Annotated in this window: 31 protein-coding genes and 1 pseudogene; 7 read left to right on the top strand and 25 right to left on the bottom strand. The window is 42.2% G+C overall.

Going from position 1 to position 24,995, the window contains the following annotated elements; genetic code table 11:
* Nucleotides 1–196 precede the first annotated feature (196 nt).
* The 3 genes and pseudogenes from MKY97_RS07855 to MKY97_RS07845 all read right to left on the bottom strand — a co-directional run bounded on the left by MKY97_RS07855 (nucleotide 197) and on the right by MKY97_RS07845 (nucleotide 1,426).
* Nucleotides 197–499, bottom strand: coding sequence for a hypothetical protein (locus MKY97_RS07855; RefSeq protein ID WP_342554897.1), 303 nt, complete (start codon nucleotides 497–499; stop codon nucleotides 197–199).
* 238 nt (nucleotides 500–737) lie between these two features.
* Nucleotides 738–1,151, bottom strand: coding sequence for a hypothetical protein (locus MKY97_RS07850; protein ID WP_342554896.1), 414 nt, complete (start codon nucleotides 1,149–1,151; stop codon nucleotides 738–740).
* 37 nt (nucleotides 1,152–1,188) lie between these two features.
* A pseudogene (locus MKY97_RS07845) lies at nucleotides 1,189–1,426 on the bottom strand (hypothetical protein).
* Between the two features lie 255 nt (nucleotides 1,427–1,681).
* On the opposite strand from MKY97_RS07845, the gene MKY97_RS07840 reads away from it, so the two are divergent.
* Complete coding sequence (locus MKY97_RS07840) at nucleotides 1,682–2,515, top strand: hypothetical protein (RefSeq protein ID WP_342554895.1); 834 nt, start codon at nucleotides 1,682–1,684, stop codon at nucleotides 2,513–2,515.
* A gap of 86 nt (nucleotides 2,516–2,601) precedes the next feature.
* Nucleotides 2,602–3,045, top strand: a complete 444-nt coding sequence (locus MKY97_RS07835; protein WP_251502445.1) for a hypothetical protein — start codon at nucleotides 2,602–2,604, stop codon at nucleotides 3,043–3,045.
* A gap of 566 nt (nucleotides 3,046–3,611) precedes the next feature.
* Here MKY97_RS07835 and MKY97_RS07830 read toward each other — a convergent pair.
* The 5 genes from MKY97_RS07830 to MKY97_RS07810 all read right to left on the bottom strand — a co-directional run bounded on the left by MKY97_RS07830 (nucleotide 3,612) and on the right by MKY97_RS07810 (nucleotide 9,351).
* Nucleotides 3,612–4,448, bottom strand: a complete 837-nt coding sequence (locus MKY97_RS07830; RefSeq protein WP_251502444.1) for a carbohydrate ABC transporter permease — start codon at nucleotides 4,446–4,448, stop codon at nucleotides 3,612–3,614.
* A gap of 17 nt (nucleotides 4,449–4,465) precedes the next feature.
* Nucleotides 4,466–5,401, bottom strand: a complete 936-nt coding sequence (locus tag MKY97_RS07825) for a sugar ABC transporter permease (protein ID WP_251502443.1) — start codon at nucleotides 5,399–5,401, stop codon at nucleotides 4,466–4,468.
* A gap of 69 nt (nucleotides 5,402–5,470) precedes the next feature.
* Nucleotides 5,471–6,769, bottom strand: a complete 1,299-nt coding sequence (locus MKY97_RS07820) for an ABC transporter substrate-binding protein (protein WP_342554894.1) — start codon at nucleotides 6,767–6,769, stop codon at nucleotides 5,471–5,473.
* Between the two features lie 548 nt (nucleotides 6,770–7,317).
* Nucleotides 7,318–8,442 carry a GntR family transcriptional regulator gene (locus MKY97_RS07815; RefSeq protein ID WP_342554893.1) on the bottom strand — a complete coding sequence of 375 codons (1,125 nt, stop codon included), beginning with the start codon at nucleotides 8,440–8,442 and terminating at the stop codon, nucleotides 7,318–7,320.
* Nucleotides 8,443–9,228: 786 nt separating this feature from the next.
* Entirely contained in the window at nucleotides 9,229–9,351 is a 123-nt protein-coding gene (locus MKY97_RS07810; protein ID WP_342554892.1) for a hypothetical protein, read from the bottom strand.
* Between the two features lie 143 nt (nucleotides 9,352–9,494).
* Here MKY97_RS07810 and MKY97_RS07805 point away from each other — a divergent pair, with 143 nt between their 5' ends.
* Nucleotides 9,495–9,815, top strand: a complete 321-nt coding sequence (locus tag MKY97_RS07805; protein ID WP_342554891.1) for a hypothetical protein — start codon at nucleotides 9,495–9,497, stop codon at nucleotides 9,813–9,815.
* Nucleotides 9,816–10,020: 205 nt separating this feature from the next.
* Here MKY97_RS07805 and MKY97_RS07800 read toward each other — a convergent pair whose 3' ends face one another.
* The 6 genes from MKY97_RS07800 to MKY97_RS07775 form a co-directional block, all read right to left on the bottom strand.
* A complete protein-coding gene (locus MKY97_RS07800; RefSeq protein WP_342554890.1) occupies nucleotides 10,021–10,635 on the bottom strand; it encodes an oxidoreductase in 615 nt (204 codons plus the stop codon).
* A 377-nt stretch (nucleotides 10,636–11,012) separates the two neighbouring features.
* Complete coding sequence (locus MKY97_RS07795; RefSeq protein ID WP_342554889.1) at nucleotides 11,013–12,734, bottom strand: helix-turn-helix domain-containing protein; 1,722 nt, start codon at nucleotides 12,732–12,734, stop codon at nucleotides 11,013–11,015.
* A 45-nt stretch (nucleotides 12,735–12,779) separates the two neighbouring features.
* On the bottom strand, nucleotides 12,780–13,556 hold the full coding sequence (locus MKY97_RS07790; protein WP_342554888.1) for a (2Fe-2S)-binding protein: 777 nt from the start codon (nucleotides 13,554–13,556) through the stop codon (nucleotides 12,780–12,782).
* A 1-nt stretch (nucleotide 13,557) separates the two neighbouring features.
* Nucleotides 13,558–14,598 carry an iron-siderophore ABC transporter substrate-binding protein gene (locus MKY97_RS07785; RefSeq protein WP_342554887.1) on the bottom strand — a complete coding sequence of 347 codons (1,041 nt, stop codon included), beginning with the start codon at nucleotides 14,596–14,598 and terminating at the stop codon, nucleotides 13,558–13,560.
* Between the two features lie 150 nt (nucleotides 14,599–14,748).
* Nucleotides 14,749–15,027 (bottom strand): hypothetical protein, encoded by a 279-nt coding sequence (locus tag MKY97_RS07780; RefSeq protein WP_342554886.1) that lies wholly within the window; start codon nucleotides 15,025–15,027, stop codon nucleotides 14,749–14,751.
* 26 nt (nucleotides 15,028–15,053) lie between these two features.
* Nucleotides 15,054–15,623, bottom strand: a complete 570-nt coding sequence (locus tag MKY97_RS07775) for a TetR/AcrR family transcriptional regulator (protein WP_342554885.1) — start codon at nucleotides 15,621–15,623, stop codon at nucleotides 15,054–15,056.
* A gap of 185 nt (nucleotides 15,624–15,808) precedes the next feature.
* On the opposite strand from MKY97_RS07775, the gene MKY97_RS07770 reads away from it, so the two are divergent.
* Nucleotides 15,809–16,510 (top strand): NAD(P)H-binding protein, encoded by a 702-nt coding sequence (locus MKY97_RS07770; RefSeq protein ID WP_342554884.1) that lies wholly within the window; start codon nucleotides 15,809–15,811, stop codon nucleotides 16,508–16,510.
* Between the two features lie 133 nt (nucleotides 16,511–16,643).
* Entirely contained in the window at nucleotides 16,644–17,009 is a 366-nt protein-coding gene (locus MKY97_RS07765; protein WP_342554883.1) for a hypothetical protein, read from the top strand.
* Between the two features lie 591 nt (nucleotides 17,010–17,600).
* Here the strand turns inward: MKY97_RS07765 and MKY97_RS07760 are convergent.
* The 9 genes from MKY97_RS07760 to MKY97_RS07720 form a co-directional block, all read right to left on the bottom strand.
* Entirely contained in the window at nucleotides 17,601–18,083 is a 483-nt protein-coding gene (locus tag MKY97_RS07760) for a GyrI-like domain-containing protein (protein ID WP_342554882.1), read from the bottom strand.
* 15 nt (nucleotides 18,084–18,098) lie between these two features.
* Complete coding sequence (locus tag MKY97_RS07755; RefSeq protein ID WP_342554881.1) at nucleotides 18,099–18,299, bottom strand: hypothetical protein; 201 nt, start codon at nucleotides 18,297–18,299, stop codon at nucleotides 18,099–18,101.
* Nucleotides 18,280–18,435 (bottom strand): hypothetical protein, encoded by a 156-nt coding sequence (locus tag MKY97_RS07750; RefSeq protein WP_342554880.1) that lies wholly within the window; start codon nucleotides 18,433–18,435, stop codon nucleotides 18,280–18,282. Before MKY97_RS07750 ends, MKY97_RS07755 begins: the two co-directional genes overlap by 20 nt.
* Before the next feature lie 43 nt (nucleotides 18,436–18,478).
* Complete coding sequence (locus MKY97_RS07745) at nucleotides 18,479–19,360, bottom strand: alpha/beta hydrolase (RefSeq protein ID WP_342554879.1); 882 nt, start codon at nucleotides 19,358–19,360, stop codon at nucleotides 18,479–18,481.
* A gap of 15 nt (nucleotides 19,361–19,375) precedes the next feature.
* Nucleotides 19,376–19,918 (bottom strand): hypothetical protein, encoded by a 543-nt coding sequence (locus tag MKY97_RS07740; protein ID WP_342554878.1) that lies wholly within the window; start codon nucleotides 19,916–19,918, stop codon nucleotides 19,376–19,378.
* A gap of 47 nt (nucleotides 19,919–19,965) precedes the next feature.
* Nucleotides 19,966–20,706 carry a cyclase family protein gene (locus MKY97_RS07735; protein WP_342554877.1) on the bottom strand — a complete coding sequence of 247 codons (741 nt, stop codon included), beginning with the start codon at nucleotides 20,704–20,706 and terminating at the stop codon, nucleotides 19,966–19,968.
* A 129-nt stretch (nucleotides 20,707–20,835) separates the two neighbouring features.
* The gene (locus MKY97_RS07730; RefSeq protein ID WP_342554876.1) at nucleotides 20,836–21,561 is read right to left on the bottom strand and encodes a hypothetical protein; all 726 of its coding nucleotides are present in this window, start codon (nucleotides 21,559–21,561) and stop codon (nucleotides 20,836–20,838) included.
* A gap of 38 nt (nucleotides 21,562–21,599) precedes the next feature.
* A complete protein-coding gene (locus tag MKY97_RS07725; RefSeq protein ID WP_342554875.1) occupies nucleotides 21,600–21,950 on the bottom strand; it encodes a hypothetical protein in 351 nt (116 codons plus the stop codon).
* 106 nt (nucleotides 21,951–22,056) lie between these two features.
* The gene (locus MKY97_RS07720) at nucleotides 22,057–22,617 is read right to left on the bottom strand and encodes a histidine phosphatase family protein (protein WP_342554874.1); all 561 of its coding nucleotides are present in this window, start codon (nucleotides 22,615–22,617) and stop codon (nucleotides 22,057–22,059) included.
* Between the two features lie 116 nt (nucleotides 22,618–22,733).
* Here MKY97_RS07720 and MKY97_RS07715 point away from each other — a divergent pair, with 116 nt between their 5' ends.
* Complete coding sequence (locus MKY97_RS07715) at nucleotides 22,734–23,078, top strand: hypothetical protein (protein WP_342554873.1); 345 nt, start codon at nucleotides 22,734–22,736, stop codon at nucleotides 23,076–23,078.
* A 111-nt stretch (nucleotides 23,079–23,189) separates the two neighbouring features.
* Complete coding sequence (locus MKY97_RS07710; protein ID WP_342554872.1) at nucleotides 23,190–23,804, top strand: hypothetical protein; 615 nt, start codon at nucleotides 23,190–23,192, stop codon at nucleotides 23,802–23,804.
* An 89-nt stretch (nucleotides 23,805–23,893) separates the two neighbouring features.
* Here the strand turns inward: MKY97_RS07710 and MKY97_RS07705 are convergent, their stop codons facing one another.
* Entirely contained in the window at nucleotides 23,894–24,373 is a 480-nt protein-coding gene (locus MKY97_RS07705; protein WP_342554871.1) for a hypothetical protein, read from the bottom strand.
* 36 nt (nucleotides 24,374–24,409) lie between these two features.
* A complete protein-coding gene (locus tag MKY97_RS07700) occupies nucleotides 24,410–24,964 on the bottom strand; it encodes a hypothetical protein (RefSeq protein WP_342554870.1) in 555 nt (184 codons plus the stop codon).
* Nucleotides 24,965–24,995 lie beyond the last annotated feature (31 nt).

The following is a 24,995-nucleotide window of genomic DNA, read 5'->3' as shown; positions in this document are numbered from 1 at the left end:
ATGTACTTCGTAAATACAACACATTCTACCTGATATCTGAATTACGTATATGATAACCTATGCAGTGATTTTTGCGAAGAAAAATTTGGCGAAAAAGGGAGAATATTTGATTAGCATTCCCTCATATCCATGCAATCCAATGGACTTTTAACACGTCGAGTATTTGTTATGTCGAAACAAAAAGGAAGGCCCTTCTTCATCCCATAAGGAGTAGAGGACCTTCCGATACCTTCTTAATTCTTTCCCATGTTGCACTACTAATCAATTGGTTTGATGAATAATAATAAACAACTGAACCAGCTACTACTTCATCTGGCGATACCTCTTTACCCAAACATATACCAATATTCTTCTTACCAGCAATCGAATGATTGATCTGAGAAGAAACAACATTATATACCCGCTCTTCCCCATCCACTGTTCTAATCATAATCTGATCACCGATCATCTCTTGAATGGTCGAAGTAAGAAGATCATCCAACTCTTCATTCGCCCCCATCACGATGGATCCGTATCAGGTGTATCGAAGACCAAACCTACACCAAACAGCATTTTTGTTTCCATTCTCTGACCTCCTTATCTCTGATCTATGAATAGCTCACCTTTGAAATCTCGTACTCGAACATCGGGGTTATGTAATCTAACGATGGCATCTCTCAATAAAGCATATCGTTCAGTAGAATTAAAATTACTACCGTCAACATATATAAAAAAACTACAACTCTTTAATCAATTAATCAAAGTTGTAGCTCTTTGTCCTGATACACTTTTTTCGTTATCATGCCTGTGTATTTCAATCTCGTGATTTCGATCAGTTCATCTGGCTGCATCATATTCAGGATATGACTATCTTTTATTAAAATTTTACGATGACCTCGCCCCAGCCCTTTAACGATAATGATATTTTTATCCTTCTTCACATCTACAATTTGTCCAATCGTTACGAATTGCTCTTGGTTCTTGAGATCAAGGTAGGTTAGCAGCCCAAGTATACAAAATATAATAAAACAAGAAATGTATAGTCCAGTTGTCCATGCAGGGGGATGATTCACGAAGTAGTTTTTGACAATTAATTGCACGCCAATGATAAAAATAAATAATATGATGAAGCCAAATTGCATTTTCAATTTTCCTTTAGCTTTTTCGTTCATAGGTTCTCCCCGTCTAAATCTTTTGCTCCAGATCCGTTCAATATCCCGCCCTCATTAATGGATCTTTACGGAGATGAATCACAAAGTCTGGATTTGAAGTATGATATACAAAGTTACCAGGCTCTACTCGAAAAAACTCTTTATTTGCATCTTGTTCGGATACAGTACGAAATTGGCAGAACCTCTTCCACGACTTTTTTGTTATCTTCCTCATGATATTGAAGGATAGAAACCAGAACAAATTGGTCAGGGAGTAGCTCTCTCACTTTATTCATTTCATATGCTAAACCTCCTTTTATTTGTATTTTTAAAACTTTCTATCACTTTAACATATACATTCGAGACAAAGATGGAGGCGATCCATCTTCACCAATTTATACACCAAATTCGCTTGGAAAGAGGTCGGACTTTCTTTAGAAACAACTCATGGTGAAAAGACAGTCATTTGCCTTAAATGATATTATGTATTATATTAGGAAATGATTGGTTTGAAAACGTTTTAAAAGTATATTATTAAAAGGAGTGTTCGTATGAAAAAATTATTCACATCATTGTTGTCTTGCCTGCTAATTGTTGGTATTTTAAGTGTTCAAGTAGCAGGGGCTAGTGGATTTAGCACCACTACTAGTTCTACTAGTGAATCGGGTACATACGTTATCCCTACTGAGGATGGCAGTACATTGGAAGTTTCGATTGAAGAAACAGACAAAGAATACATTGTAACTTCTTATGTAAATGGCGAAAAAGAATCACAAACAATTAAAAACAAAGAAACAAGAGATATGAAGACAATTGATAATGATGGGAAAGTAGAATATGCTAATGAGAGTGACTATATTGAAAAAGTTGCTCCAGATCCGATGATTAGTAACCAAGACTCTTTTACTACTAGTGCTGCTAGTAATTGGACGTTTGTAGATTCAGCATACAATTCTAATCCAAATGTGAAGCAATGGGGTTATTTATATAAACAAGAAAAAATCACTTTTGGAGAAACTTATAATCTTAATTATGATAAAGGGACTAAAGTTTCAATTATAGTAGGCGTGATTGTCGGCCTGATCACAGTCGGCACAGGTGGTATAGTTGCAGCTATTCTCGTAGCGCTGGGCACAACTATTGTTGCTGATAAGATCACCAAAGCTATTACTGGTCAAGTTTATGGAAGATTTGCTGCACAAGACTTGGAAGTAAGATCTAACGGGAAGATTGGACTTCGCAGTAAGCGAACGATCGTAGATGCTAAAGTGATTAATACAAAGAACGGAAAAGTTGAATGGGTACCAATTAGAGTTGAAGGCGAAGGAAGAAGTAATACTGATCTTTGCATAATCGGAGCCTATAATGCTTGGCTTCTTAACTAAGGATATGTCGAAACAATCCACAAAATAAATATTTAAGATAAGTTGATGTCAATAATGTTGGCTTCAACTACTTAATCAAAGGAGATATGATGTATAGAAGACTAATAATTATTGCTTGTCTGATAGAAGTGGCTTTTTTAATTTTTTTACAATATCGATACAATAATATTTTAGATCTTTTTCCTTTCATTGGGGTGTTAGTTTTTTTCATGGTGCTGAGTTATTTCTTAAAAGTTCAATTAAGTAAAAAACGTAAAGAAATAGTGTTTTTTTTACAAACACTCTTTTTAATATTTATTCCAATTTATACGATAACCACACTTCCTCAATACACGTATGAAAGTGCGGTAGATAAGGTCACTCAGAATTTAGAAGAACCTTATGTGGTTAATAAACAGAAGAATACGTTAATTGAAGATGAATCTAATGAAATTAAAAAAGGTTATATGTTCTCAGTGGAAAAAAATTCAGAAGTAAATTCATACGTTTTTGATCCGTGGACTGGTAATTATCATGAAGTACAAGATTGAGATAAGCTTATCTACTCGGTTAAATTGATGTAGATTCTGCTATCATGTTAAAATTGTTTTTTAATGCTTTAAGAATGAGAATGAAACTCACTTTTAAGAATCGGTTCGCCGATTCTTTTTTTCTTGCAGATTCTTAGCCTTCCTATCATGCGTACCTGCAAATACAAGACCGCGCAACATGAATATGATGTTAAGAGATATTCCTTCAAATAATCAGGAAACTTAATCTCTCTAATCCATACATCCATTGGGCTTTGAATACTGAATATACGCAGTGTTACCTCCTATTTTTCTTAATGGATCAACTTTCTATCATTTTAACATATACCCCTTACTTCATATATCATTCCTGTATTCATAACACCCGACTTAGCCCAATGTATTCTCACTCGAGAATGTAAAATGTACAAAGAAACCGTCTCCTTTGGTATATGGTCGCTCTCGCTTCCATTTACTACGAAACGGTTTCTTTTGTTTCCCCTCATCAAAAACTGCCTCTCAAGTCTAGGTCTGTCCTAACACTGATTGGTTCCGCATCGCTGGAGATTCAGTCATACCCATGATTTTCAACCTTTTATACCACTAAATGTAATGCCGCTAATAAACGTCTTTTGAAGAAAAAAGAACAGAACAATAATAGGTAATGTCATCAAGGTGGATACGGCCATTAATAGACCCCATTCGGATCCCTTTTGACTCTGGAATTGCTGCAATCCGAGCGAAACCGTGTAAGATGGTTCATTGGTTAAATAGAGCAAGGGGCCCATGAAATCAGTCCAGCTCCCCATGAATTGAAACAATGCCACGGCTAAAACAGCGGATTTGGCTAGCGGAAACATGATCTGTAAATATATGCGGAACTCACTGGCACCGTCTAAGCGGGCCGCTTCGCGCAGGGCATCAGGCAGTCCCATGAAAAACTGCCGCAATAGAAAAATGTAAATGGGCACTCCAAAAAATTGGGGTACAATCAGTGGTAGAGCTGTTCCTACCCAACCTAATTTAGTAAACAACAAGAATAGCGGAATCATCGTCACCTGTCCGGGAATCATCATAACAGCAAGGGTTACAAAGAAAAGTATACCTCTCCCACGGTACTCTAACTTGGCAAAACTATACGCAACCAAGGGACAGGATATGATCACACCAAGCGTACTCGCGATGGTTATAATCGCTGTGTTTTTCAGATACGTCCAAAAAGGGATATACTCAACGGCACGGGAATAATTACTCCACAGAATGGGTTGCGGAATCCACTCGGGCGGGAATGTAAAGATTTGTGTGAGTGGTTTAAGAGAAGTCGAAAGCAGCCAAATGAACGGAGTAATGAAAAATGCAGAAGCAACAATGAGACATACATAGGCTAACGCACGATTGATTCTTTTGATCGCGATAGGACTCATCCCTTACTTCCCCCTCCTCATTTCCCTTGATAATGAACCCAGCGTTTAGACGTAATAAAAATAATTCCGGTTAATGCCATAACAATAATAAATAAGATCCAGGCCATGGCGGAGGCATAACCCATTTTGAAATACCTGAATCCGTTCTCATATAAATACATGACGTAAAAAGTCATGGAATTTGCAGGAGTTCCTTGCCCTTTGGTCAACGTATAGGGAAGAGTAAACTGCTGGAATGCACCGATCATTCCCATGACAAGGTTGTAGAAAATAACGGGAGTGAGCAAAGGCAGGGTTACCTTTCTCGTTTTTTGAAACCAGTTAGCTCCATCGATTTGGGCCGCTTCATAGTACTCATCAGGGATGTCTCCTAGTCCAGCAAGGTAGATCACGACCGCTTGCCCAATACCCCAAAGCGACATCAAGATGAGCGAAGGCTTGGACCACGACTCACCACCGAGCCAAGAAGGCCCATCGATACCGATATGCGCCAGCATCCCGTTAACCAATCCGAAGTTTGGATGTAACAGCCACATCCACAGAACAGCCAGAGCCACTTGCGGCACGAGCGTAGGTAAGAAAAAAATCGTTCTGAATACAGCCATACCCTTGACTTTCATATTCAACATCATAGCGAGTGCCACACCGAAGAATATACTTAATGGAACAAAAAATACGGTAAAATAAATCGTGTTGTATATGGATTTCCAAAACAGAGGATCCTGGAAAAGCTCTCGATAATTATTCATTCCGACAAATTCACCAGGCTGCAGAATGCTGTAAGTCGTGAAGCTGAAGTAGATGGACATGAACATCGGAATTGCATAAAAGCACAGCAGCCCTATAGCCCAAGGTGAAGCAAACAGCCACCCAATCACGTTAGTTCTGCGAAGTGCTCGTTTCCTTGCCGATGGAATTGCGCTTACTTGAACTGAATCGGCTGGTTTCGCCATGTGCATTCTCCCTCCAATTGTCATTCATGAAAGGCAAGGAGTAAGTTCGCTCCCTGCCTACCGAGCATCCTATTTGTCGTATTTTTCTAAAGCCTTATTAACCGTCTCCGTTACTCGATCCAGGTTCTCTTTCGGAGTACCGTTGCCGCGGGTTGCCTTTTCCGTAGCGGAAGCTAACTCATTCCACAGCAGCTGTCCTTCAGGGATAACCGGGCGGTTGTGTGAATTGGGCAAAATAGTAATAAATTCCTTCATGATCGGATCGTCCTTGTAACCGTATTTGTCGTTAACCGCATCGATAACGGAAATTTGAGAGTCAGCGTTTAATAATGTTTGCCCCTCTTCTTTCCCTAAAAATTCGAGGAATTTCCAAGCAGCAGCGACGTTCTTGGCACCTTTAGGAATAATAGCGGAGCCTCCTCCTGACCATGTCGTAAAATCCGTTCCCGTTGGAGTCGGTATCGGTGCAACGCCGTAATTTAGATCCGGCTTAAATTTTTCTATCCCCTTAACCGTGAAGTTTCCATTTATCTTCATGCTGATTTGACCGGAAATGAACGGATCCATTTCCTCCGTGCCAGCTGCGCTTGTGAATCCGGCAATGTCCTCGACATTGTATTTTTTGCCGAAGTCGGTCATCCATTGCAGCGCTTCAACGACTTTAGGATCATTTGCAGTAATTTTGCCGGTGGCAGCATCCTGGAATTCTCCTCCAAATGCCCATCCCCAAGTATACAGCCAGCCTTGCGAATACCATGGAATGAACCCGATCCGTTTGAATCGTTTACCTTCCTTGATGGTTAACTTTTCGGCGGCCGCTTCTAGCTCGGCGATTGTTTGTGGCGGTTTGTCGGGATCCAACCCTACTTCTTTGAAATGATCCTTATTGTAAAATAGCAGGCGTGAGTCCGTATCCATCGGCATTGCATAAAGCTTTCCTTGATAACTGGACTCCTCCCAAGCAAATGGATAATACATTTCCTTACGAATTCCGGATTCTGCTGCCATCGAGGATAAGTCAGTCAGCGAACCTTGCGCAGCCCAAGTACCGACCTTAAATCGGTCGAAAAGTGCAACGTCAGGAGGATTGCCGCCTGCTACTGCGGTCAGCAGCTTCTGATCTGATCCCTCGCTGGATTCCGTATAAACCAAATTCATTTTGATGGTAGGGTTTTTCTCTTCAAATGCCTTCACGACTTTATTCATATTATCTAAATCAATGGAGGTAAGGCCATGCCACATCGTAACCGTTGTATTCCCCTCTCCCGCCGGATCGCTGGAGCCTTCCGTTGAGCAAGCGGTTAGAAGTAGTAACATAGCCAGAAAGCAAACAAGAATTGGAAACGCGATTTTTTTGGATCTCCTCATTCAAAGTACCCCCTTAAGTTAAATGAATTCGTTTAACTTGAACTCCTATAGCATCCACTTCCTTTTCTGATCAATCCATAATATATGTAAGCGCTAACAAGATTGGTGATATGAACGATTTGAAATCAGAAAATGATGAACGAAGTGAATTGGTTATAAGAATCCTACTAGTTACACTAGATATACTAAGTATATTAATATGACATTACAAATTAAGTCAATTGCAATATTACGACATGAATAGGTATGACGTATGGCTATAATTAGATATGTGAATCGATGTTTTGAGGTTCGTTAATCTCCGTTCTCCCAGCCCATTCCCTGATATGAAACAAGCTTTACCATAAGAAAAACGGCTATCGACATACTTCACAGAAGACAGACGACATCTAGAAGAACTTTTTCCTGGGATATCAGGTCCGGAAGGTCCAAGCTTCGAAGTTCATATTTGTGTTATCAAAAAAAAGTGCCGAAAAGCCCCTGGGGACTTCTCGACACATTGAAAAATATCCTTGATTTTGTTGAGCTGCACTGAGCTTGTATTCACCCTATGTGTTATTTTTCACGACCATACGATGTTCAATAATGTTCAGCTCGGGAACTTCTGCTCCATGCAGCTGAGAGATTAGCCTATCCACTGCCAATTCACCCATCTGCTTCTCATCCTGCTTAATATGAGTGAAGATGGGTTGACCCAAGTAATCATTCAGGGAGTCGAAACAAACAATCTCGAATTCCTCCAGAGATTTCCCCATCGAGTGGATGACTTGAGCCAGCATGGTAGCTATTAGAAATTCCGACGCGACAAACGCCTTTACATCAGGGTGTTGTTTCAAAAAATGCTTTATTGTTTCTTTATCACTTTCAATCGCTGTTCCATTTATGTTCATAGGAAGGGTGCCCTTCAAGTTCGTCAATACATAATCTTTGTTCAAATTCATCCCTTCCTGGGTGAAGGCAAACGTATATCCGAGCAGCCTTTCCTCCAATGTGGAAGTGTTCTCTTCCGGCGGAGATAAAAAGGCAATTTTTTTATGGCCTTGGCTAATCAGATGTCGCGTAAGATCCATGGCTGCTTTCTTATTGTCTGTGTATACCGAACAAACCGGAATTCCTTTTAGATATCTATCGGCCAAAACAATCGGAAACCGATCTAATACAAGCCGAAGCAGTTCCGAATTATAGTGTTGACCATGAATGGGAGTCACGATTAATCCCTTGATGCCCAAACCAATAAATAAGTCGATCGCACGTTTTTCCTCATCCCGATCCCCGCAAGTTCGCTTGATAATGAGTTGATAATTGTGCTCAGCGCTCCGCTTTTCCATCGATCTAAGAAGCTGCAGACCAAACTCGTCAGAAAAATCCGGTATAATAAAACCGATCAACCGTTTATCATCCTCAGGAACCAAGGTCGTTTTTACCTCTGAATAGTGCTTCGGTTCTTGTCCCCCAATGATACTATCGGCCACAAATGAACCTTTTCCTTGTATTCGTTTGATCACCCCGGAATCGGCCAATTTCTCCAGAGCCTTTTTAGATGTAATACGACTGACGCCAAATTGTTCCGCCAACTCTTTTTCAGAAGAGACTCGGTCTCCTTCTTTTAATCGACCTTCTTTGATCTCTTGTACAATATAGACATATATCTGCTCGTATAAATGCAATTCCACAAGACCACCCTGACATCATAATATTAATATACTAAGTATATTACACAAGAAGTCATTCGCAAAGTTAATCAGATTACCGCCGAACTTCTGTGGGCATGCAACATCTTAGTGGATGCGATGGTGTCTATTAAAATGTTTAAGAGATCCGAACGAGCTGACATTGAGGCAAGGCTGATTCACGAGCCAGGATAATGCGCGTCCATATAACGACATAACATGGACAGGATCATCAGGCTAAATGTGTTGGAATTGTTCCAATCTCCTCGCACAAGCTGTGGGCAATCTGCAAGTACCCCACATTCCCATTCAACTGAATGGAGATATTTTCTCCGAACTTTCGTGCATCACTTTATGAATTATCAGTTAAATGTAATATAATTGTTAATTTTTATTAATTTTACTTATATAGACTTTATATGGTTATATTTGTATGTAATGCATATGCATCAAACAATCTCGATTTCAAAATTTTCAGCATTACCTAGCGTGAATAAGGCCTACACCGCCTTATTCACATTTTAGTTATTGGAGGCGACTATGCTGCAAAAGATATAGCACTGCTTTTCTTTTTCATGGGTTGGGACGTAAAGTTAGTGAAATCATACTATTATAAATGCACAAAAAAACCGTCTCCTGTGGTATGTGGCTGCGGAAACACTTCCACTTTACCAAGGAACGGTATCTTTTGATTTTATCATTTTAAATAATGGGGCAATGCCTAATTGTTTACGACTTATGGGACAGTCCCCACGAGTTAGACGTTTCTTATCATCATAAAGCTACTTCTTAAGCCAACAATGCCTGTGCGATCTGATCCACAATCCCATTGATCCCGATTAGCCCATAACAACCGATCCAGGTTGCTGCATCGACGGAGTGGACATATTGCTGCTCACTGGTATCAAGCATTGTCCACACACCTCATCACTAATGTAATCCTTCTGCTTAAATACCTCCTGAATTTGAACATTTCAATATGATTATGTAAACTAGTGACAATACAACTATATGTACATTTATTCCTTGTTTAAAGAAAGCAGAGGTGTCCCTTTTTGAGAAAACCTTTCTTCCTGTTTGTAATCTTAATTATCTCCTCTCTCATGCTTGGAGGCTGTGCCTCAGAAGAGGAAAAGACGATTGTATCCTCCGCCGAGAAGTTCGCTGCAAATTATGTTCTCGAAAAATACGGGGTAACCGTTCGTTTTACGGAATATAAATTTTCTCCTCCCGATCTAAGCAAGTCGTTAGGCCTCCACGGCTATATTGAAGGCGATAAGAAAAAGAAGGTATTTGTTTTCGTGAACTACGATCCTTTAAGTATTAAGACACTATCGCTCCCTGAAGGAATATCCGAGAAATCAGATTCCAAATAGAGCGTTGGATTATATTTTTACAACGATCCATCGAACTAAATGCTCTCCTGAAAATATACCTGGAATTATAATGATCCTCTTTTTTCATTTTTCTGGATAATTATTCCTTCGGCAGTCACATCTTGCAGCTCCACTTTCGCAAGTTCAAGCGCAGTTGCTATCGTAATCTGTGGAATCTGCCTAAGCCCTTTCCAATATGTATTGTCTAGCTTTCGTACAGATTATGTTTCGTTCTAATCCTTTCATACAACTTAAAATTCTTATTTCTATTTACAATCTCCCCGATTAACTCTCTCCATTTGTTTTCAATCCACTCAGGACTTTTCCCCTTCAGAAAATCCTCGTCAAATTGACTATCTAAATACTCAAAATCTTGTTTAAGCAATCCTATATCCTTAATCAATTGATCTCTCGATTCTCCTTCTAGTGATACCTTATTTGTTAAAATATCATCTTTGATATCTGCTCTTATATAACCATAAATATCTCTAAACACATTATAGATTAGATAGGTTGATGATCCTCCATCTTCCCTGAAATCAGAATCAAGAAATACAAATGACTCTTCCCCCACTTTCAAAGATTCTGTTAGATTGCCTAATGTGAATATAACTGTTTCCTTTGAAGAATTGTCTTCTAAACTTTTAATGACATAATCAAAATTCTGGATTGATAATTTAATCCCGATTTGAATTCCATGATTTAGTTTAACCGCATAATCAACTTCTTGATTTTCTTTGTACTCTTTGAATTGATAATTAAAATACATGCTTATGATCAATCCGGCCATAAGGATAATTATTGCGATATTTTTTCTCATTAAATCACCTCGTAATTGTCAACTGAATTCCTATAGTATCTATTATTTTGCATTACTCACTACAACATATTCTATCTCACTCGTGCCTGAACTTCGTAAAAGATAACCCATATTGTTACAATTGTGAAAGTGAATTGGTGAATAAAGGAGATTTATTAATATTATTAAGCCCTTATACAATCGATTCAATGAACTTTGAATACTAGATATACACTGTGTTATACAAGATGCAAGCAAAAGAACCTTCATTTAACACAAAGGCCCTTCTTCATCCTTAAGGGAATCCGACGGCCATGCGATACAATTGAAACCTATCAACTTTTCAAAAAATGAACGTACTATCTTTCGCTGCAAACGGGTAAAACCACCAACTCCCCTCATCCCAACAACGCCTGCTCAACCTGATCCACAATCCCATTGATCCCCACCGGCCCATAACAACCAATCCAGGTTGCCGCATCCACCGAATGAACTCGTTGCTCTTCGCCTTCACCGAGCATTCCCAAAACCCGCTCCTCTGTCGTAGATATCCCATCCTGCATAAGTTCATTACTCAGCAAAAAGTAGTGACTCGCCTGCACTGCGGGTAATCTCTCAACCGAGATGTGATAGGCCGTGTCGGAGGTATCTGCGACAAACAGCGGAACGGGCAGACCTAGATCGCGATACAGCACAGCACCTGTGCGATGAGCCGCAGAATGCACTCGAACGAGCGAATCCAGCGGACGGATCAGAGCCACACTTTTGCCTGCCAATACTGCAGCTAATTCCTCAGACAGCAAAGCCGTTCTGCGAAAATAGTCAGCAATAATCTGCTTGGCCTCTGCTCGTTTGCCTGTCAGTTCACCGAACAAGCTTAGAATCGTCTGCCAGTTTTCATTACGTTTGAACATGAGCACTGGAGCGATCCCACTTAATCGTTCAAGATACTGCTCATGTACCTCGGTACAGATAATCAGATCCGGGGCAAGTCGTTCTACCGCAGGCAGATCGGGATATTCATATGTACCTAGTAAATCGGTGTGCTGGAGTCCTGCCCGAAGGGACTGGGGGAAAGATAACACGCTGCTTCCTAGTCCGACACTTCCTACCGGAGACACGCCCAGCGCAAGCAAATGATCGGCATACTGCACATCAAGGACAGCGATACGCTGGGGCATTTCCGTGACGGTGTACTCTCCTTGCATATGACAGATGACCGGGCCTTGGGCTGATTCATAGGAAGAAGCGGTGCGGTTTTGCAATAAGGCATTCGCATAGTCTGACTCCGTTCTCGAAGCGGCGGCATGCCGGTAATGCAGCGGAGGAACGCCGTAATACTTTTTAAATGCTCTGCTGAAATAATACATATCCCGGTAGCCCAGCTTGTCCGCAATTTCACCGATCGAAGCATCCGTATGACGCAACATCCGCGAAGCACTTTCCATGCGCAGCTGAATGACATATTCCATCGGTCCGAGCTGCTTTTCTTGTTTGAAACGGCGCTGCAGCTGTCGTACGCTGCAGCCCGCAAGGGCAGCCAGCTCTTTCAACTCCAGGTTCTGACGATAGTGCGACGCAATATAGGAAGCGACCACATCCACCATGTCAGACTCCGCTCCCCCCTGACCACGTTCATACGCCATGATCAACTCGTAGATCATCCCTTGGAGCAACGCGTTGGCATAGAATCGTTCCAGTCCTTCGCCGCGGCGCCATTTGGCTACCATTTTTTCCGCGTTTTCGATCCATTCCGCGTGGGCTGCCGAGCTCTGCACAAAGGATCTGCGCAGCGGGTGTTTGCGGTATGAAGGCATAACAATAGAGGCTCCCTCCATGGAAGAAGCCTTGTACTTGATCACAATATAATGAATGTCCTCTGATCTGGCCGTCAGCGTGTAGGATGATCCCTTCACCGCATGACAGGCAAAAGAAGCTCCAATGTGGCAACCCTCGCCATCCATTGCAAGCTCCCCTTCCCCTCCGTATGCCAGCAGCAGCACATTAGAAGTTACATTTGTTTCGTGCAAAACGCTGCCTGTCTGCAGAGTACCGCTATATCCGTCCAGCATCTTGATTGCTGTATCACTCCAACCACTTGTCTGTTCCTGCAGCGGCATTTCTCTCATCTCCTGACAATCGCATCGGTATAATCATTGCTGTTGTCATTGTAGTTGAGATTCTTTCTCATTGTCAATTTTCGGACATTTGAGGCAATATTCCCCTGACATCTGATAATAGAAACAGCAGGTGATGCGCTCACTTTTGGCAGCATGTACATTGTCCTTACACTCGGTAAAACGGGTCAACGGATTCTTCCTCTCACCAAACACCTGCCCGGACGCTACCTGCGTCAGATAGGCGAAGTCCTCTCGAATGATCTTACGTTCCTGCTCCGTCTCACCTTCATCAGGAGCGAATAGTCGGCCGATCCGCACCATAATATTCTCCCAGAGAATACTCATCGAAAGGGGCGCAATTGCAGCCAGTGTCTTTAACAAAGGTGTGAGCTGTACCGCAAACATCTCATGGACTGCTTTTTCCCGCCAAACGTGTCTGTCTCCCGTCCATTCCTCAGCCCGAAGCTCGTTCACCGCTAGATAAGGAAATCGTGTCCCTTCCTCATGTTCTTCGAGTTTCGGATGATAGAGAAAGCTGTTCTCCAGCCGAAAGGTTACATGCTGATGATGAAACGTCATCGCAGTCACGAGCGGAGCCGTCCATAGATAGCCAAGTCGCTTGGCTAACATGGAAGCGGCAACCTTCATGTCTGGTGCATCGATATAATGTTGAAACCAGCTGATGTACTCTCGGCACGCCTCTTCGTCATGAAGCTCACTCAGCGCAATGCTGCGGACACTATGTTCAGGCGGCTCGCCAAGCAAAATCGAATGATCCTCCACCGTCTCTTTCCATACGTCTGTCGAGAGATATCGGCTCATGTTAGTTCGATCCGAGCAGGGCTTCCGATGCCTGATCTACAATCAGATTAATCGCAAGCGGTCCGTAATATGCAATCCAAAGTGTAGAGTTCACATCATAAGTACGGTTATTTTTCACAGCATCCAAAGACTTCCATACCGGATTGTTCACCATCGCCTCAGCTTCTGCCGCAAACAATTCGTCTGACAATACAAAGTAACGATCTGCCCCGATCTCAGGCACCTTTTCCATCGATATTTCAACGGAACCATCTTCATTAATCTCCTGAACCAAAGCAGGCATCTTCAGTCCCAAGTCATTATACAGAATACCGCCAATGCGGTGCTCAATCCCGTGTACACGAATGCCTTCTTTTCGTGGACGAATGATTGCCACCGTTTCATCGCCCAGCTTCTCTGACAATTGTGTTTTCAGCCCGGCGATTTTCTCTTCATACGCTGTACGCACTTTCTCTGCCTCGTCCTGCTTGTCTGTAATCTTAGCAACTGCAGCTAACGTATCCCGCCAGTCTTCGTAGAAATCAAGTACTAAGGTAGGAGCAATTTTGCTTACGCCCTCATACTGTTTTTCCTGAAAGTCGGTCATGATAATCAAATCCGGGTCGAGCGCTACAATCGCTTCCAGGTTAGGCTCGTCCCGTGTACCCAGAACTTCTACGCCATTCGGCTGGTCTCCCAGGTATTCAGGAAAATCGGTGTTTCCTCCAGCGATAACACTACCTGCCGGCTTTTCGCCAACCGCTAACATTTGATCCAAAAACTTAACATCGAGAATTGCAATTCTCTTCGGTTTTTCGTTTAGAGTGATATCACCCTTCATACCCTTGATTGTTACTGGAAAAGCGCCGTCGGTCTTCGTCTCCGTACTCGCAGGTGTCTCCGCTGATGTTCCGGAAGATGATTTACCGCTATCTGTACCCGTTCCGGTACCGCACGCCGTCAGGACTAGAATCAGGGCCAGCATCAAGCCCATGAGTAATCGTGATTTGTGAGCAGCATAACCTTTGCTTCCGGCCGCCTGCTCCTTTGTTCCTTGTTTCATTTGTAAATCCCCCTTATGCATACTAGTGATAATGATTTTCATTATCGAAACATAAAGAGAGTATAAACGATCTGTGTATCGTGTTACCATGTACTTTTGCGACATTTCAGTCGGACTAATGCGACATCATGATTCGTGTTTGTCTATCCACTATGCACCTTTTAATTTCTCAGCAATATAAGCCTGTAGACGGTAAATGTCTGCAAGAAGTTCTTCTTCCTCCGGTGTATTGCCATACTCCCCCAGCCAGCGTGGTGTGCGGAACTGCCAATCTTCTGTCAGGTATTGCTTCTCATCGCGATACTCTAGAATATGTCCCAGGAAATATTCCAGAGAGCCGAAGGATTGCTTCTGATTATCGTTGATGATGGATTGTGTGTTCTCAATGATAGTATGTAACATTTGTTGAATATGCTTTTCTGGATTCATCGTTGATCTCCTTCAAAGGAATATTTTTAAGGATTCGTATCCAGATTTCGTTCCAGCATGGCTCCTATACGTTCAGCCATCACGGAAGGTGGGAGAGGCTTTTCATGAGTAAACCACCATTCCACGACCCCAATGATTGCTCCCCCCACAAACTGAACCTCCACAAGTTGATCTTTCAATAATTCGGTGTTCTTAGCACCTGAAACGCTCTCGTTCCCATTTTTCCCATTCTGTAATTCATCGATAAAAAAGTCCAGAAACTGCTTACGAAAAAAAGAACCGCCTTTACTCGCCAGCAATGCGGAGAAAAATAAAAAATGCTTCTCAAAATACTCAAACCACATAAATACCATGTTGTTATAACCCGTGTCCATCTCCGTAGATTCACAGATTTCACGCAAATTCTCAATATGCTCTGTGATGAGTTTATTCAGAAGATCGAATTTATCCGTGTAATGAAGATAGATCGTTCTGCGGCTGACATCCGCTTTGTCGGAGATATCCTGGATCGTAATATGATCAAAATCTTTGTTCATCATCAGTTCAGTAACCGCCGTTTTGATCGCCTCTTGGGATTTTCGTATCCTTCGATCCACCTTAACCACTTCATATCACCCTTTTTTTCATTGTTAATACGCATTTCTAAAGCATCTGTGCACAATTGCACGCAATCCAGCTTTTTAGCCATTGTAAGATTTTTATTTATGTATACCATTATACATAAATGATAAATAATACACTACTGTGTACTAATGCGCAGTAAGGAATGGAGTTTAACCATATGAAAATTGCAGTCATTGGGGCTACCGGAGGAACGGGAAAAAAAGTGATCGAACGTGCCCTTGCATTAGGGCATGAAGTTATTGCCGTTGCTCGTCGTCCCGAAGCCATTGCTCCAACAGAAGGACTTACAGTTAGAAAAGGAGATGTGTTCGATTTACCTGTTATGATTCAAGCGATTTCAGGGGCAGAAGCTGTCATCAGTTGTATAGGCCCCCCTCTCAATGTATCAGCTGCTTCCGCCAAAAAGGGGATGGGTAATCTCAGCGCCTCTTTACTTACAATGAAGGCTAATCTCTCACCAGGTACGGTTATGTCTGAGGGAATTCCAAATATCATTGCAGCCTGTCAGCGTTCAGGGGTTCAACGTATTGTGATGCAGAGCGGCATTAATTTGAGCGATGGTAGAGAGCTTTCTTATATTCACAGTCTCGCCGTACGTCTGATGCGCCGTATTTTTTGGAAGGCCATTCAGGATAAACATATTGCGGAACAAGCGCTCATCCAAAGTGATCTCGAATGGGTCATCATGCGTGCATCCGTGCTTCAGTATGCGGAAGGGAAATTGGATTATACGGCCGGCCCACTCGCCCGCATCAATCCAATTGCTGCACTTCCTTTCACAGATTGTGCTGATGGGCTGGTACGTGCGGCAGTCAGCCAGTCCGATTGGACCGGGAAAGTCGTGAATATAGGGAGATAAGTCGTTCAGATTGGAGGTTCGTTCAACTTCTTATATACTCTATGTAGGCCTTTGTTTAAAACCAAAGAATCGATCCCCCCATAATGATAGAGACATCGATTCATATCATCTAACTCTGAGGTGAATCATAAGTATGCGGCTAAAAAGGAATTATATCGTTACAGTTTTCACCGCTGTCATTATTGCTTTTCCTATTGTCATTGGATTTTATATGTTAAACAAGGTTGTTGATCCAGAAGAGATTATGGTTACGAAAACGGAAGTTTCTTCTGAGCTCATTACGATCCAAGGTGGATTCGCAGACAGTATCAGCAGATATCACGGTTACAACATCTCACATCATAACCATTCATTATTCATTCAAATTAAAGGCAGCAAACTTCCGGTTAGAGGTCATAAGGACTTCAACATTTCACTCTCTAACACGTATGGGAATATTTCTGAAATCTATTTATTAGGACATGACAATGCTAAAAGAAAAATTTGGCCAAATCCCTGACGTTCATGTGCAGCCATATTAAACTCTTCCAGATCACTTCCTATTCAATTCCAGACCATGTCCTTCACCAGACATAACGGATACCTGTATTCCCAAAGCTCTCACTACCGCATTTCCCATTACTGCACCTGCTTTTCAACCGACTTTTGCTTGATTCTGCGAATCTGGCTGAGATGGTTCTGCACATGACAACGTATTAACTTATAGAACAATTCTATATCTCAATAAAATATTTAAATGGGTGCGATTACACCACATCTTAGCAGCACCGAGAATCCGCACTTGCAATAACACAGCCGACTTCTACGCTCCACCTGAGCATTGCCGTTATCTATCGGTTATCTAGGAGAGTTCAAAGCCACCCGTATAACGGGCGGTTTGTTCTGCAGCTGAAAGGTCACATGTTGATGATGAAACGTCATCACAGTCACCCGAAAAGCCGCTCAAAGGCAGCCAAGTCGCTTGGTTAGTATAAAAGCAGCAGCCTTCATATCTGATGCATCAATGAACTTGTTCCAAAAAGGAAGGTATGGATTCCCTCCCCCAGGGAATCCATACCTTCCGAACTGTTATCATCTTTTCTATTCTATATTACGGGTTGACTTTGCTGACTGGAAAGAGAATTTCGACTGGCTCTTCATCTGCTTCTTCATCGATATAATAAATTTCGATCTGACTTGAACCGTATAATTGAGGCTCATATCCATTTTGCCTGATCCATTCATGAAGTTTATCGTGACCTTCTCCAATGGTTTTATTTGTACACAGCACTTTGACATATGTGGTTTCTGGCAGTACAAAACCCAACATTCCCTCTGGGACATCCGCAATCTCCGTCACCTCAACACAGCCAAAATAGGTAGCTATAATGCCATTACACATAAAAGGGCTGAACAACACTTCGTAATCTGTTCCATGTTTGATTTCCTTTCTACGATCCCAGAATGCACGTTGAACCTTAACCGCGAGCTCAGGGAACGCATTTGGAAAATTCCCCGTCTCACACAGGCCTACGAGCTTAAGTTCCCTATTCAATACCTCAATGTCAAACGATCTTGAGAGTTCTTTACCCATCACCCTTCATCTCCTTTAGTCTCTTCGATTTATTTTCTTAAATGCCGAGTATTTCTGATCAGCCTGCATGTATTGCAGTATTATATCGGCACATGCAGCTGCACTGAGTTCTTCCGTGCTCACTTCCAGATCGTATTCATCATAGGCGTAGACGTAGTCGTATTGAGAATGAGCAAGTCCAGCTGCGCGATTAACCCTACTCTGCTCTCGTGTCATTGGAGATGACCGTATCCACGATGACATTCAAACCCATATCCGAAAACAGTTTAATGGTTGCTTCATTTCCTCCGCGATACTGGTCTTTCCCGAACTTGACACCTCCGTTCAAAAAAATAATGAGTCCTCGCTTCATATGATCATCCTTATGATTAGAACTGGTTTAGCTTTTTTAATATTCATGCATACCAAAAATCAACAATTTTCTGATTCACCAGATTCGCCTGTTCGTGGTTAATAGCGTGACCTGCATCTCGAATGATTTCGAAATTCAGGCCGTTACGTTCCAGCTTATGTATGGCTCTTGGATAGTTAGAGAGTATGTCGTATTCTCCGATTAGGAACTTGGCCTTGTCTCTCAAGATGGCGAGTTCTGAATCATCAACCATCTCAATCTTGTGCTTCATCATGGATTTGTTGTTGAAATACTTCAGCAGATAATACCAATGTCTCATTAATTCTTCATTCTCGGCAAAGACTGCATAGTTAGGTCCGCTCAATTTTCGAAGCAGCTTCTCACAATTTTTCTCTGATGGGAACAGTGCTTCAGGCATGAAGGCCTTCACCATTTTAGAGAATACCTCAAACGAACTTGAAGGAATTCCTCCCGCCAGGCACATCGCTTTTCGAATTCGATCAGGTCTCTTGAGTGTGTAAAAATAGGAAAGGTAAGCGCCATACGATACACCGCAAATATACGAATCGTGGAGCTGGAAAGCATCCATGATATCATCGATCCATTTCACCTGATCAAAACGTTGATAATACTCGGCGTTCGGTTCGCTTTTCCCCGATCCTCCAATCGAATCGACGGCAATCACGAAGAACTTCTTAGATAACTCATTCATATTGTAGATCCACATCATCGCCGCGTTATCAGCGGTGCCATGGAAGAGGAGCAGCGGAGGGTTTTGCGAATCTCCAGCAGTAAGCACATGTGTCTGTCCAAAGGTTGTTTCCATACGTTTCTCTTCAACACATACGCCATACGACTGCAGCAGCTTGTCATACGACTCGTATATGAGCTGTCTCCCTTGAGGCGTTTTATATCGCTCTATCATGCAGCATGTCCCCTTCTATGGTTTTGATGCTTCTCTTTCCTTCTGAATATATTGTTTGAAATACACCCGGAATACATCATAAATCTCCTGCACTTCATCAATCTCGATTCGAAACTTATCCTGAATTTCTTCTCTTTGTTTATGTTCCAGCTCGATATCGAATTCTTCTGCCTCATATTCCGTCAATAATTCATAAAAATATTCGCAAGGTTCCTTTACAGCTTCACAACCATCAGCATACTGACCTGCTTCCAGCAGCAAGCTCGCCCAGGATAACTCTCTTCTTGTATATTTGATGTACAAACAGGCAATATATTGATCGCAATGTTTACTATTATAATAAGTAATAAAAGGCTCAGAGCGGATATACTTATTCACGATTTCAATAGCGGTACCCTGATAACGCACCGTGGCTAATTCAATGATCCAGTATGGCGGCTTCGCGTATTCCAGGATAATGTCATCGCAAAAAAGCTGAAAGTGTTTGTACCAGATTAACTTACTACCAAGCATCACACCCAGCGTACAAGCAAACTCTTTCGTCGGTTCTATTTTCATAGCGAAAAACTCCTTATCTCCCGTCCTCTGCCTAACCTTCTAGGGAATTAAGCCAGTAATATCGGGCGAATCGGCGAACCCGATCCATTTTTAATTTTCAGAGGAAGTGCCATAAATATGCCAGCTGCTGGAGCCTGATCCATGCGGCTGAACCCTTCCATGATCAAGATCTGATTAGGCAAAAAATATTCCACATGACCTGGAGCGCTCAGAATTTCGCCATTCACCATGCAGATGTCTACTCCCGGTGTATCAGCTCCGATGGCTTTAATTCCCGATTCGTAAAAGTACTGGCATACCTCACGGGTTAGACCCGGTTCATTTTTTCCCCACCAGTCTCTTTCCTTGCCGCCTGCGTCCGGCTTGTAATATTGATCCCAGCCAAAGTCAATCAGCACAATATCCCCCGCCCGCAGTGTGAAGTTATCCCGCTCCTCTACCTCTTGGATCATACTCAATCCAACTGGTTTGCCTGCTTCCAAAGCATAGTTTGCCAGATCGTATTTCTTGTACGGACCAATGAGACAATCCGCCGGGAGCTGATCAATCGCTGCCTGCTCACCATTACAATGAATAGGAGCATCAACATGCGATCCCGTGTGCTCTGATATGATCAACGTCTGTGCATAGTACCCATGATGGCAGAAGTTGCGATGATTCTCCACAATGCCGAGTGACGGATGATGGTGAAACCCGGGCATATTGGTTTCGAATGTAGGTGAGATATCATATACATTCAATTGATTCAAACAATTCATAAATTGATGCGCAAGCTCCGAAGATTGCAAAACAAACGCCTCCATATTTGAGTGCTTACTACGCTACTCTAGTCTACTTTAATTATCTATCATACTTCTTTGTTGTTCTCTAATTCAGCTCATGCTCGTTTGACTGCTGCTTTTCAATCCCAACGTTCCTTAACGTTTGCCAATAAATAATTTCGTTTGAGTCCAATGCAGATTGTAACCATAGCGGTACAGCTCAAAGTATGGATACAGGCAGTTTTCCGCCTCTTGCAAACCTTGATAACGCGGCCACTGCAAGTAATAGGCAACCCAATAATCGCAAGCGATAGAATAGTAGGCTTCGCTTAATATTTCGATAGCTTCATCATAATCGCTGCGCGAGCTGAGAAGTTCACCAAGCGCTTCGTAAACGGCATCGCTATCTTCTTCATCTGTGCCTTGCATCGCTCTTTGCTCTAACGTGCCAATTTCACCAGGCGGCAGTACAACAACTTTCTTCACAGAATTCAAATCCTGTAATGCCTCCTTAGCAATGTCCGCCGCTTCGTCGTCCTCCGTCACCATGGAGAACAGGTCCTTCAATCCTCGAATTAACGCTTCTCCCAAACCACGCAGCTTTTCCTCGGAGACCTCCTCGTTTCCACCGTTGAAATACCCTGGCACATATTCACCGGCAAAGTCCTCGGGGTTCAACATCGTATAAATCGGTCGTATTCTGTCCAAGAACCGCCGGCCTTCTGGAATAGGCTCAAACACACGTTCAACACCTGCTCCCGTCGGCATAAACCACTGAAAAAATCCATACAGATGGTCTGCCTCAACCTGCTCATCCTCTTCTGGCATAAATTCTTCTCCGCCCATCGCTAAACAATAGCGGCCATATTCCTGTTGTTCCACTATACTGCCTCCTCTCCTCGTTCATCGCCCAATTCCAACTACCACTCTCTCCATTCTTCCGTAATATCTTCACCTTCTTGAGGAATTAATCCAGCCAGCCTTGCAGCCTTATCGATAAAACCAGCCAATTCCTCCCGTTCCATCGTCTCGATAAAATAATCGTTGTCCTCATTCATTTTATTAAAGGCAACCACAACTTCTTCTACAGCCTTCATAATTCGCTCGGAGGCTTTCGTATCTTGAACTGCAATTAACTGGTTTAAAAAGTGATCCAGGGCGCGATCCGACATCTGTAATCTCTCTTCTGTAAATATCTCATCTTTATATTTGACCATTCTTTCATTCCACAGTTTTGTAGGTTTTTCCTGAAACAAATCTTGTAATGTCATAGGGGTCTTCCTCTCTACATTCAATGATATCTATATTTTACCAACATCCACATTTGCGCACAAGCGTTCCCATTTCAATTCTCTTTTTACCTACGCTGCCTTATCCTTACCACAGTCTTGTCACTTTCTCTAGTTTCATTTCGTCAAATTGTAATTGGTAGATATCCGGTTTGCTGTTCTGATTCATGAAATGCAATCCATAACTCGAATCAAAGTAATTCATCATCAGCGTCATCACATGTCCGTGTGTGCCGATCGCTATTTTTTTCCCCGGGTACGCTTCTAAAATCTGCTTCAATACACCCACAGCTCTGTTCTGGCAGACCCTGTTCGACTCCCCTCCAGGTAAAGCATAATCGGGGTGTTCAAACATCTGCTGCTCAGCAGACGTAAAGTCTTCATCGGCAATAAACTCATCGGAAAAATGTCTCTCTCGTAAATCCTCTATGATCTGTATATCCAATTTCAAAGCTGCGGCCAGTCCCTCCAAAGTGAGGACAGCTCTGGCATAAGGACTGGAGATGATCGTATGTATCCCTTCATTCTTTAAAAGTTCGGTTACTTTGGCCGCATTCATCCTGCCCTTCAAGGTAAGTCCTCTTGTTCTTTCCGTTCCTTCGTTATACGGTGACTCCGCATGTCTGATCATGTACACGATGGTTTTCATTGGCTCCTCCTTAAGATTCCTTGTAGATTTTCATTTTTGAATCCGGTTGATCTATTACAATAATTTGTATTAAAGTATCACTAGAGTTTATTTCCATAAAAGGAGAATTAACGCCTATGAAAATAAAACCTTTGGCTCTGACCATACTTATTTCTTTATTCTTATTAGGGGGATGTTCTGGTATATCTACCTCAGATAAGCAAATTATTATAGATAAAGCCGCACCAATAAGTGTTCAGTACATAAAAAAATACTATAATGCGGACTTTATAGTAACAAGTCACGATATGGATGCCCCGTCCATCCATTCACGCCTATACCTATACGGTCACATAACGGGACATGAGGATGAGCGTATTACCGTTTCCTACAACTACGATACACAGGAGGTTCTCAATGTAGAAGGACCAGGCTGGTTTATAGATAGCCGAATTCCGAAAAAGGATGCACCTTCGACTTGAGAAAAATCTATATCGAGACAGACAGAATGTATATCTTTGATTAGGGATAATGAACTGAAATCAAACTTCGGGTATTTTTTACAGTAAATCTTACGTAGAGAGGATCATATCATGTCTCTTTTCAAAAAGAAGAGCGTTCTGCTCTCCGTACTATGTATACTGGTTATCTCTATTGGAGCAATCGGATATGTAAAGGGTCAATCCAATCCGGATCAAACCGTTTATAACATCGTCAATCTTCCAGCCAACTCCATCACCTTTAGTGAGATAGATAAACTGGATGCATTTGCTGAATTGATCGTGATCGGTTACGCAGCAGCAGAGTTTAAGGATCGCGAACATGTGATCACCGCATTCGATGATGGAGCCATGCAGTCCTTTCACACCAACACCAACATCAAAATTAAGCAGATATTGAAGAAGCCCGAGGATTTCCCTTCAGATCAGAAGGAATTGAAGATTATTGAACCTGTCAGCTTGAAAGAAGATGTCAAATATACCGTTAATCAGTATGTTGAACTGCAGAAGGGTGAACCAAGTGTACTATTTTTAATGAAAAACACCTATGGTGACTACGGATTAATCAATGATAATTTGGGAAAATTCAGCTTGGAAGGCCTCAGCCAGAGCAGCTTACCTGAAACCGCCACAGCACAGGAATGTTCAGAATACGAAGCATTTCGCGACTCGGTTATGAAGAAGTACCATTTAGGTCAGGATTCTTAATCTATTTTCATGGTCATAAAAATACGTTTGATCAGATCAGCCCCAGAATAGGGGCTTTTTTTATCGATCACATTGGTTCATACCGTGCTCTACAACTTTTTATCCCGATCATATGCAGCTAACTGCTGTTCAATGAACGCCCATGCACTGTTCAGATCTCGGTGAACCCAATCAATGTCGTCAATAGTCTCGTCACTATACACACCCCAAATCAGTGTCCGTATCGCTTCTTCCGATTGTTCTCCGACAATAAGGGCTGCTGGAAAAGGAATTCTCCCAGACTTGGCTTTACCGATATCAAAAACACGCTCGATCAGATCGCCCCATTCGTAGACCAGCTCACTAAAGTCCAAAATCAAACCGTCTGGTCCCCAGGCTTCCACTGCTGCTTCTCCGATGGCACACATATAAACAGCATCTGAATTCCCAGATGAACCAAAACCATACTCACCCATGAATTTCAAGATCATGATGCTGCAGTAATGCACGGCTTGGGAATCTCCGATACGCACTTCATATTTTAAATCGCTAAGCTCTTCCAGCTTCAACTGCTTGGTTACAATGTCCATAACACCCTCCATAAATATAGCTGCATATTACTATTTCTATCCGAACCAGAAAATCACGCGTACATCTTGAGGCTCTCCTAACGCGGAAAGCTTCGGGATCGTTTCATCAATAAAATCGAAACAGATCTGTTTAACCTGTCTATACTCCATAAACGTATCACAATAAAAGCGCTCGTCCCAATTGAACTGCATAAGCTCTTCTAATAAGAGCCAGCTGTGGTCATAGAAGTCGTCTTTACTCTCTAATGCCACTTGAAGCAATTCGGGAGAAAGATCGGTAGGCAGACCTCGCGGAGCAGCTATATACTTAAGATTACGGTCATTTCTGGTATTGGACAAAATACCAAACAGATCGTAGTTTCTCACTCCGCTGTAAAATTGATATGGATTGATCTGTATGAGTTGAGCAGCACGCTCTTCCGGGTACAGATGGTAGTTGGGATTGACCTTCCAGTGATCCTCGCTAACCCAACGGGCTGTGTCCTTCAATTCTTTTTCACTTTTCGGGATTTCGACCAGGGTGCCATTTATCCATTGATACTCTCTTCGGTAGTGTTTTTTCTCTACATAAAACCAAATATCTGTCCCCATAACTCCTCCTGAAACATACGGTGACTTGTCG

This window comes from Paenibacillus sp. FSL R7-0652, from assembly GCF_038595045.1.
Classification (GTDB): domain Bacteria; phylum Bacillota; class Bacilli; order Paenibacillales; family Paenibacillaceae; genus Paenibacillus.
Note: the sequence above shows the minus strand (reverse complement) of the source record. Positions and strands in the feature narration are given on the sequence as shown.

Bases quoted from the DNA above. Each gene is read 5' to 3' on its own strand.
- MKY97_RS07855 (WP_342554897.1), bottom strand. From the start codon at position 499: ATGGGGGCGAATGAAGAGTTGGATGATCTTCTTACTTCGACCATTCAA.
- MKY97_RS07850 (WP_342554896.1), bottom strand. From the start codon at position 1,151: ATGAACGAAAAAGCTAAAGGAAAATTGAAAATGCAATTTGGCTTCATC.
- MKY97_RS07840 (WP_342554895.1), top strand. From the start codon at position 1,682: ATGAAAAAATTATTCACATCATTGTTGTCTTGCCTGCTAATTGTTGGT.
- MKY97_RS07835 (WP_251502445.1), top strand. From the start codon at position 2,602: ATGATGTATAGAAGACTAATAATTATTGCTTGTCTGATAGAAGTGGCT.
- MKY97_RS07830 (WP_251502444.1), bottom strand. From the start codon at position 4,448: ATGAGTCCTATCGCGATCAAAAGAATCAATCGTGCGTTAGCCTATGTA.
- MKY97_RS07825 (WP_251502443.1), bottom strand. From the start codon at position 5,401: ATGGCGAAACCAGCCGATTCAGTTCAAGTAAGCGCAATTCCATCGGCA.
- MKY97_RS07820 (WP_342554894.1), bottom strand. From the start codon at position 6,769: ATGAGGAGATCCAAAAAAATCGCGTTTCCAATTCTTGTTTGCTTTCTG.
- MKY97_RS07810 (WP_342554892.1), bottom strand. From the start codon at position 9,351: ATGCTTGATACCAGTGAGCAGCAATATGTCCACTCCGTCGATGCAGCA.
- MKY97_RS07800 (WP_342554890.1), bottom strand. From the start codon at position 10,635: ATGAGAAAAAATATCGCAATAATTATCCTTATGGCCGGATTGATCATA.
- MKY97_RS07795 (WP_342554889.1), bottom strand. From the start codon at position 12,734: ATGCCGCTGCAGGAACAGACAAGTGGTTGGAGTGATACAGCAATCAAG.
- MKY97_RS07790 (WP_342554888.1), bottom strand. From the start codon at position 13,556: ATGAGCCGATATCTCTCGACAGACGTATGGAAAGAGACGGTGGAGGAT.
- MKY97_RS07785 (WP_342554887.1), bottom strand. From the start codon at position 14,598: ATGAAACAAGGAACAAAGGAGCAGGCGGCCGGAAGCAAAGGTTATGCT.
- MKY97_RS07780 (WP_342554886.1), bottom strand. From the start codon at position 15,027: ATGAATCCAGAAAAGCATATTCAACAAATGTTACATACTATCATTGAG.
- MKY97_RS07770 (WP_342554884.1), top strand. From the start codon at position 15,809: ATGAAAATTGCAGTCATTGGGGCTACCGGAGGAACGGGAAAAAAAGTG.
- MKY97_RS07765 (WP_342554883.1), top strand. From the start codon at position 16,644: ATGCGGCTAAAAAGGAATTATATCGTTACAGTTTTCACCGCTGTCATT.
- MKY97_RS07760 (WP_342554882.1), bottom strand. From the start codon at position 18,083: ATGGGTAAAGAACTCTCAAGATCGTTTGACATTGAGGTATTGAATAGG.
- MKY97_RS07755 (WP_342554881.1), bottom strand. From the start codon at position 18,299: ATGACACGAGAGCAGAGTAGGGTTAATCGCGCAGCTGGACTTGCTCAT.
- MKY97_RS07750 (WP_342554880.1), bottom strand. From the start codon at position 18,435: ATGAAGCGAGGACTCATTATTTTTTTGAACGGAGGTGTCAAGTTCGGG.
- MKY97_RS07745 (WP_342554879.1), bottom strand. From the start codon at position 19,360: ATGATAGAGCGATATAAAACGCCTCAAGGGAGACAGCTCATATACGAG.
- MKY97_RS07740 (WP_342554878.1), bottom strand. From the start codon at position 19,918: ATGAAAATAGAACCGACGAAAGAGTTTGCTTGTACGCTGGGTGTGATG.
- MKY97_RS07725 (WP_342554875.1), bottom strand. From the start codon at position 21,950: ATGACATTACAAGATTTGTTTCAGGAAAAACCTACAAAACTGTGGAAT.
- MKY97_RS07720 (WP_342554874.1), bottom strand. From the start codon at position 22,617: ATGAAAACCATCGTGTACATGATCAGACATGCGGAGTCACCGTATAAC.
- MKY97_RS07715 (WP_342554873.1), top strand. From the start codon at position 22,734: ATGAAAATAAAACCTTTGGCTCTGACCATACTTATTTCTTTATTCTTA.
- MKY97_RS07710 (WP_342554872.1), top strand. From the start codon at position 23,190: ATGTCTCTTTTCAAAAAGAAGAGCGTTCTGCTCTCCGTACTATGTATA.
- MKY97_RS07705 (WP_342554871.1), bottom strand. From the start codon at position 24,373: ATGGACATTGTAACCAAGCAGTTGAAGCTGGAAGAGCTTAGCGATTTA.
- MKY97_RS07700 (WP_342554870.1), bottom strand. From the start codon at position 24,964: ATGGGGACAGATATTTGGTTTTATGTAGAGAAAAAACACTACCGAAGA.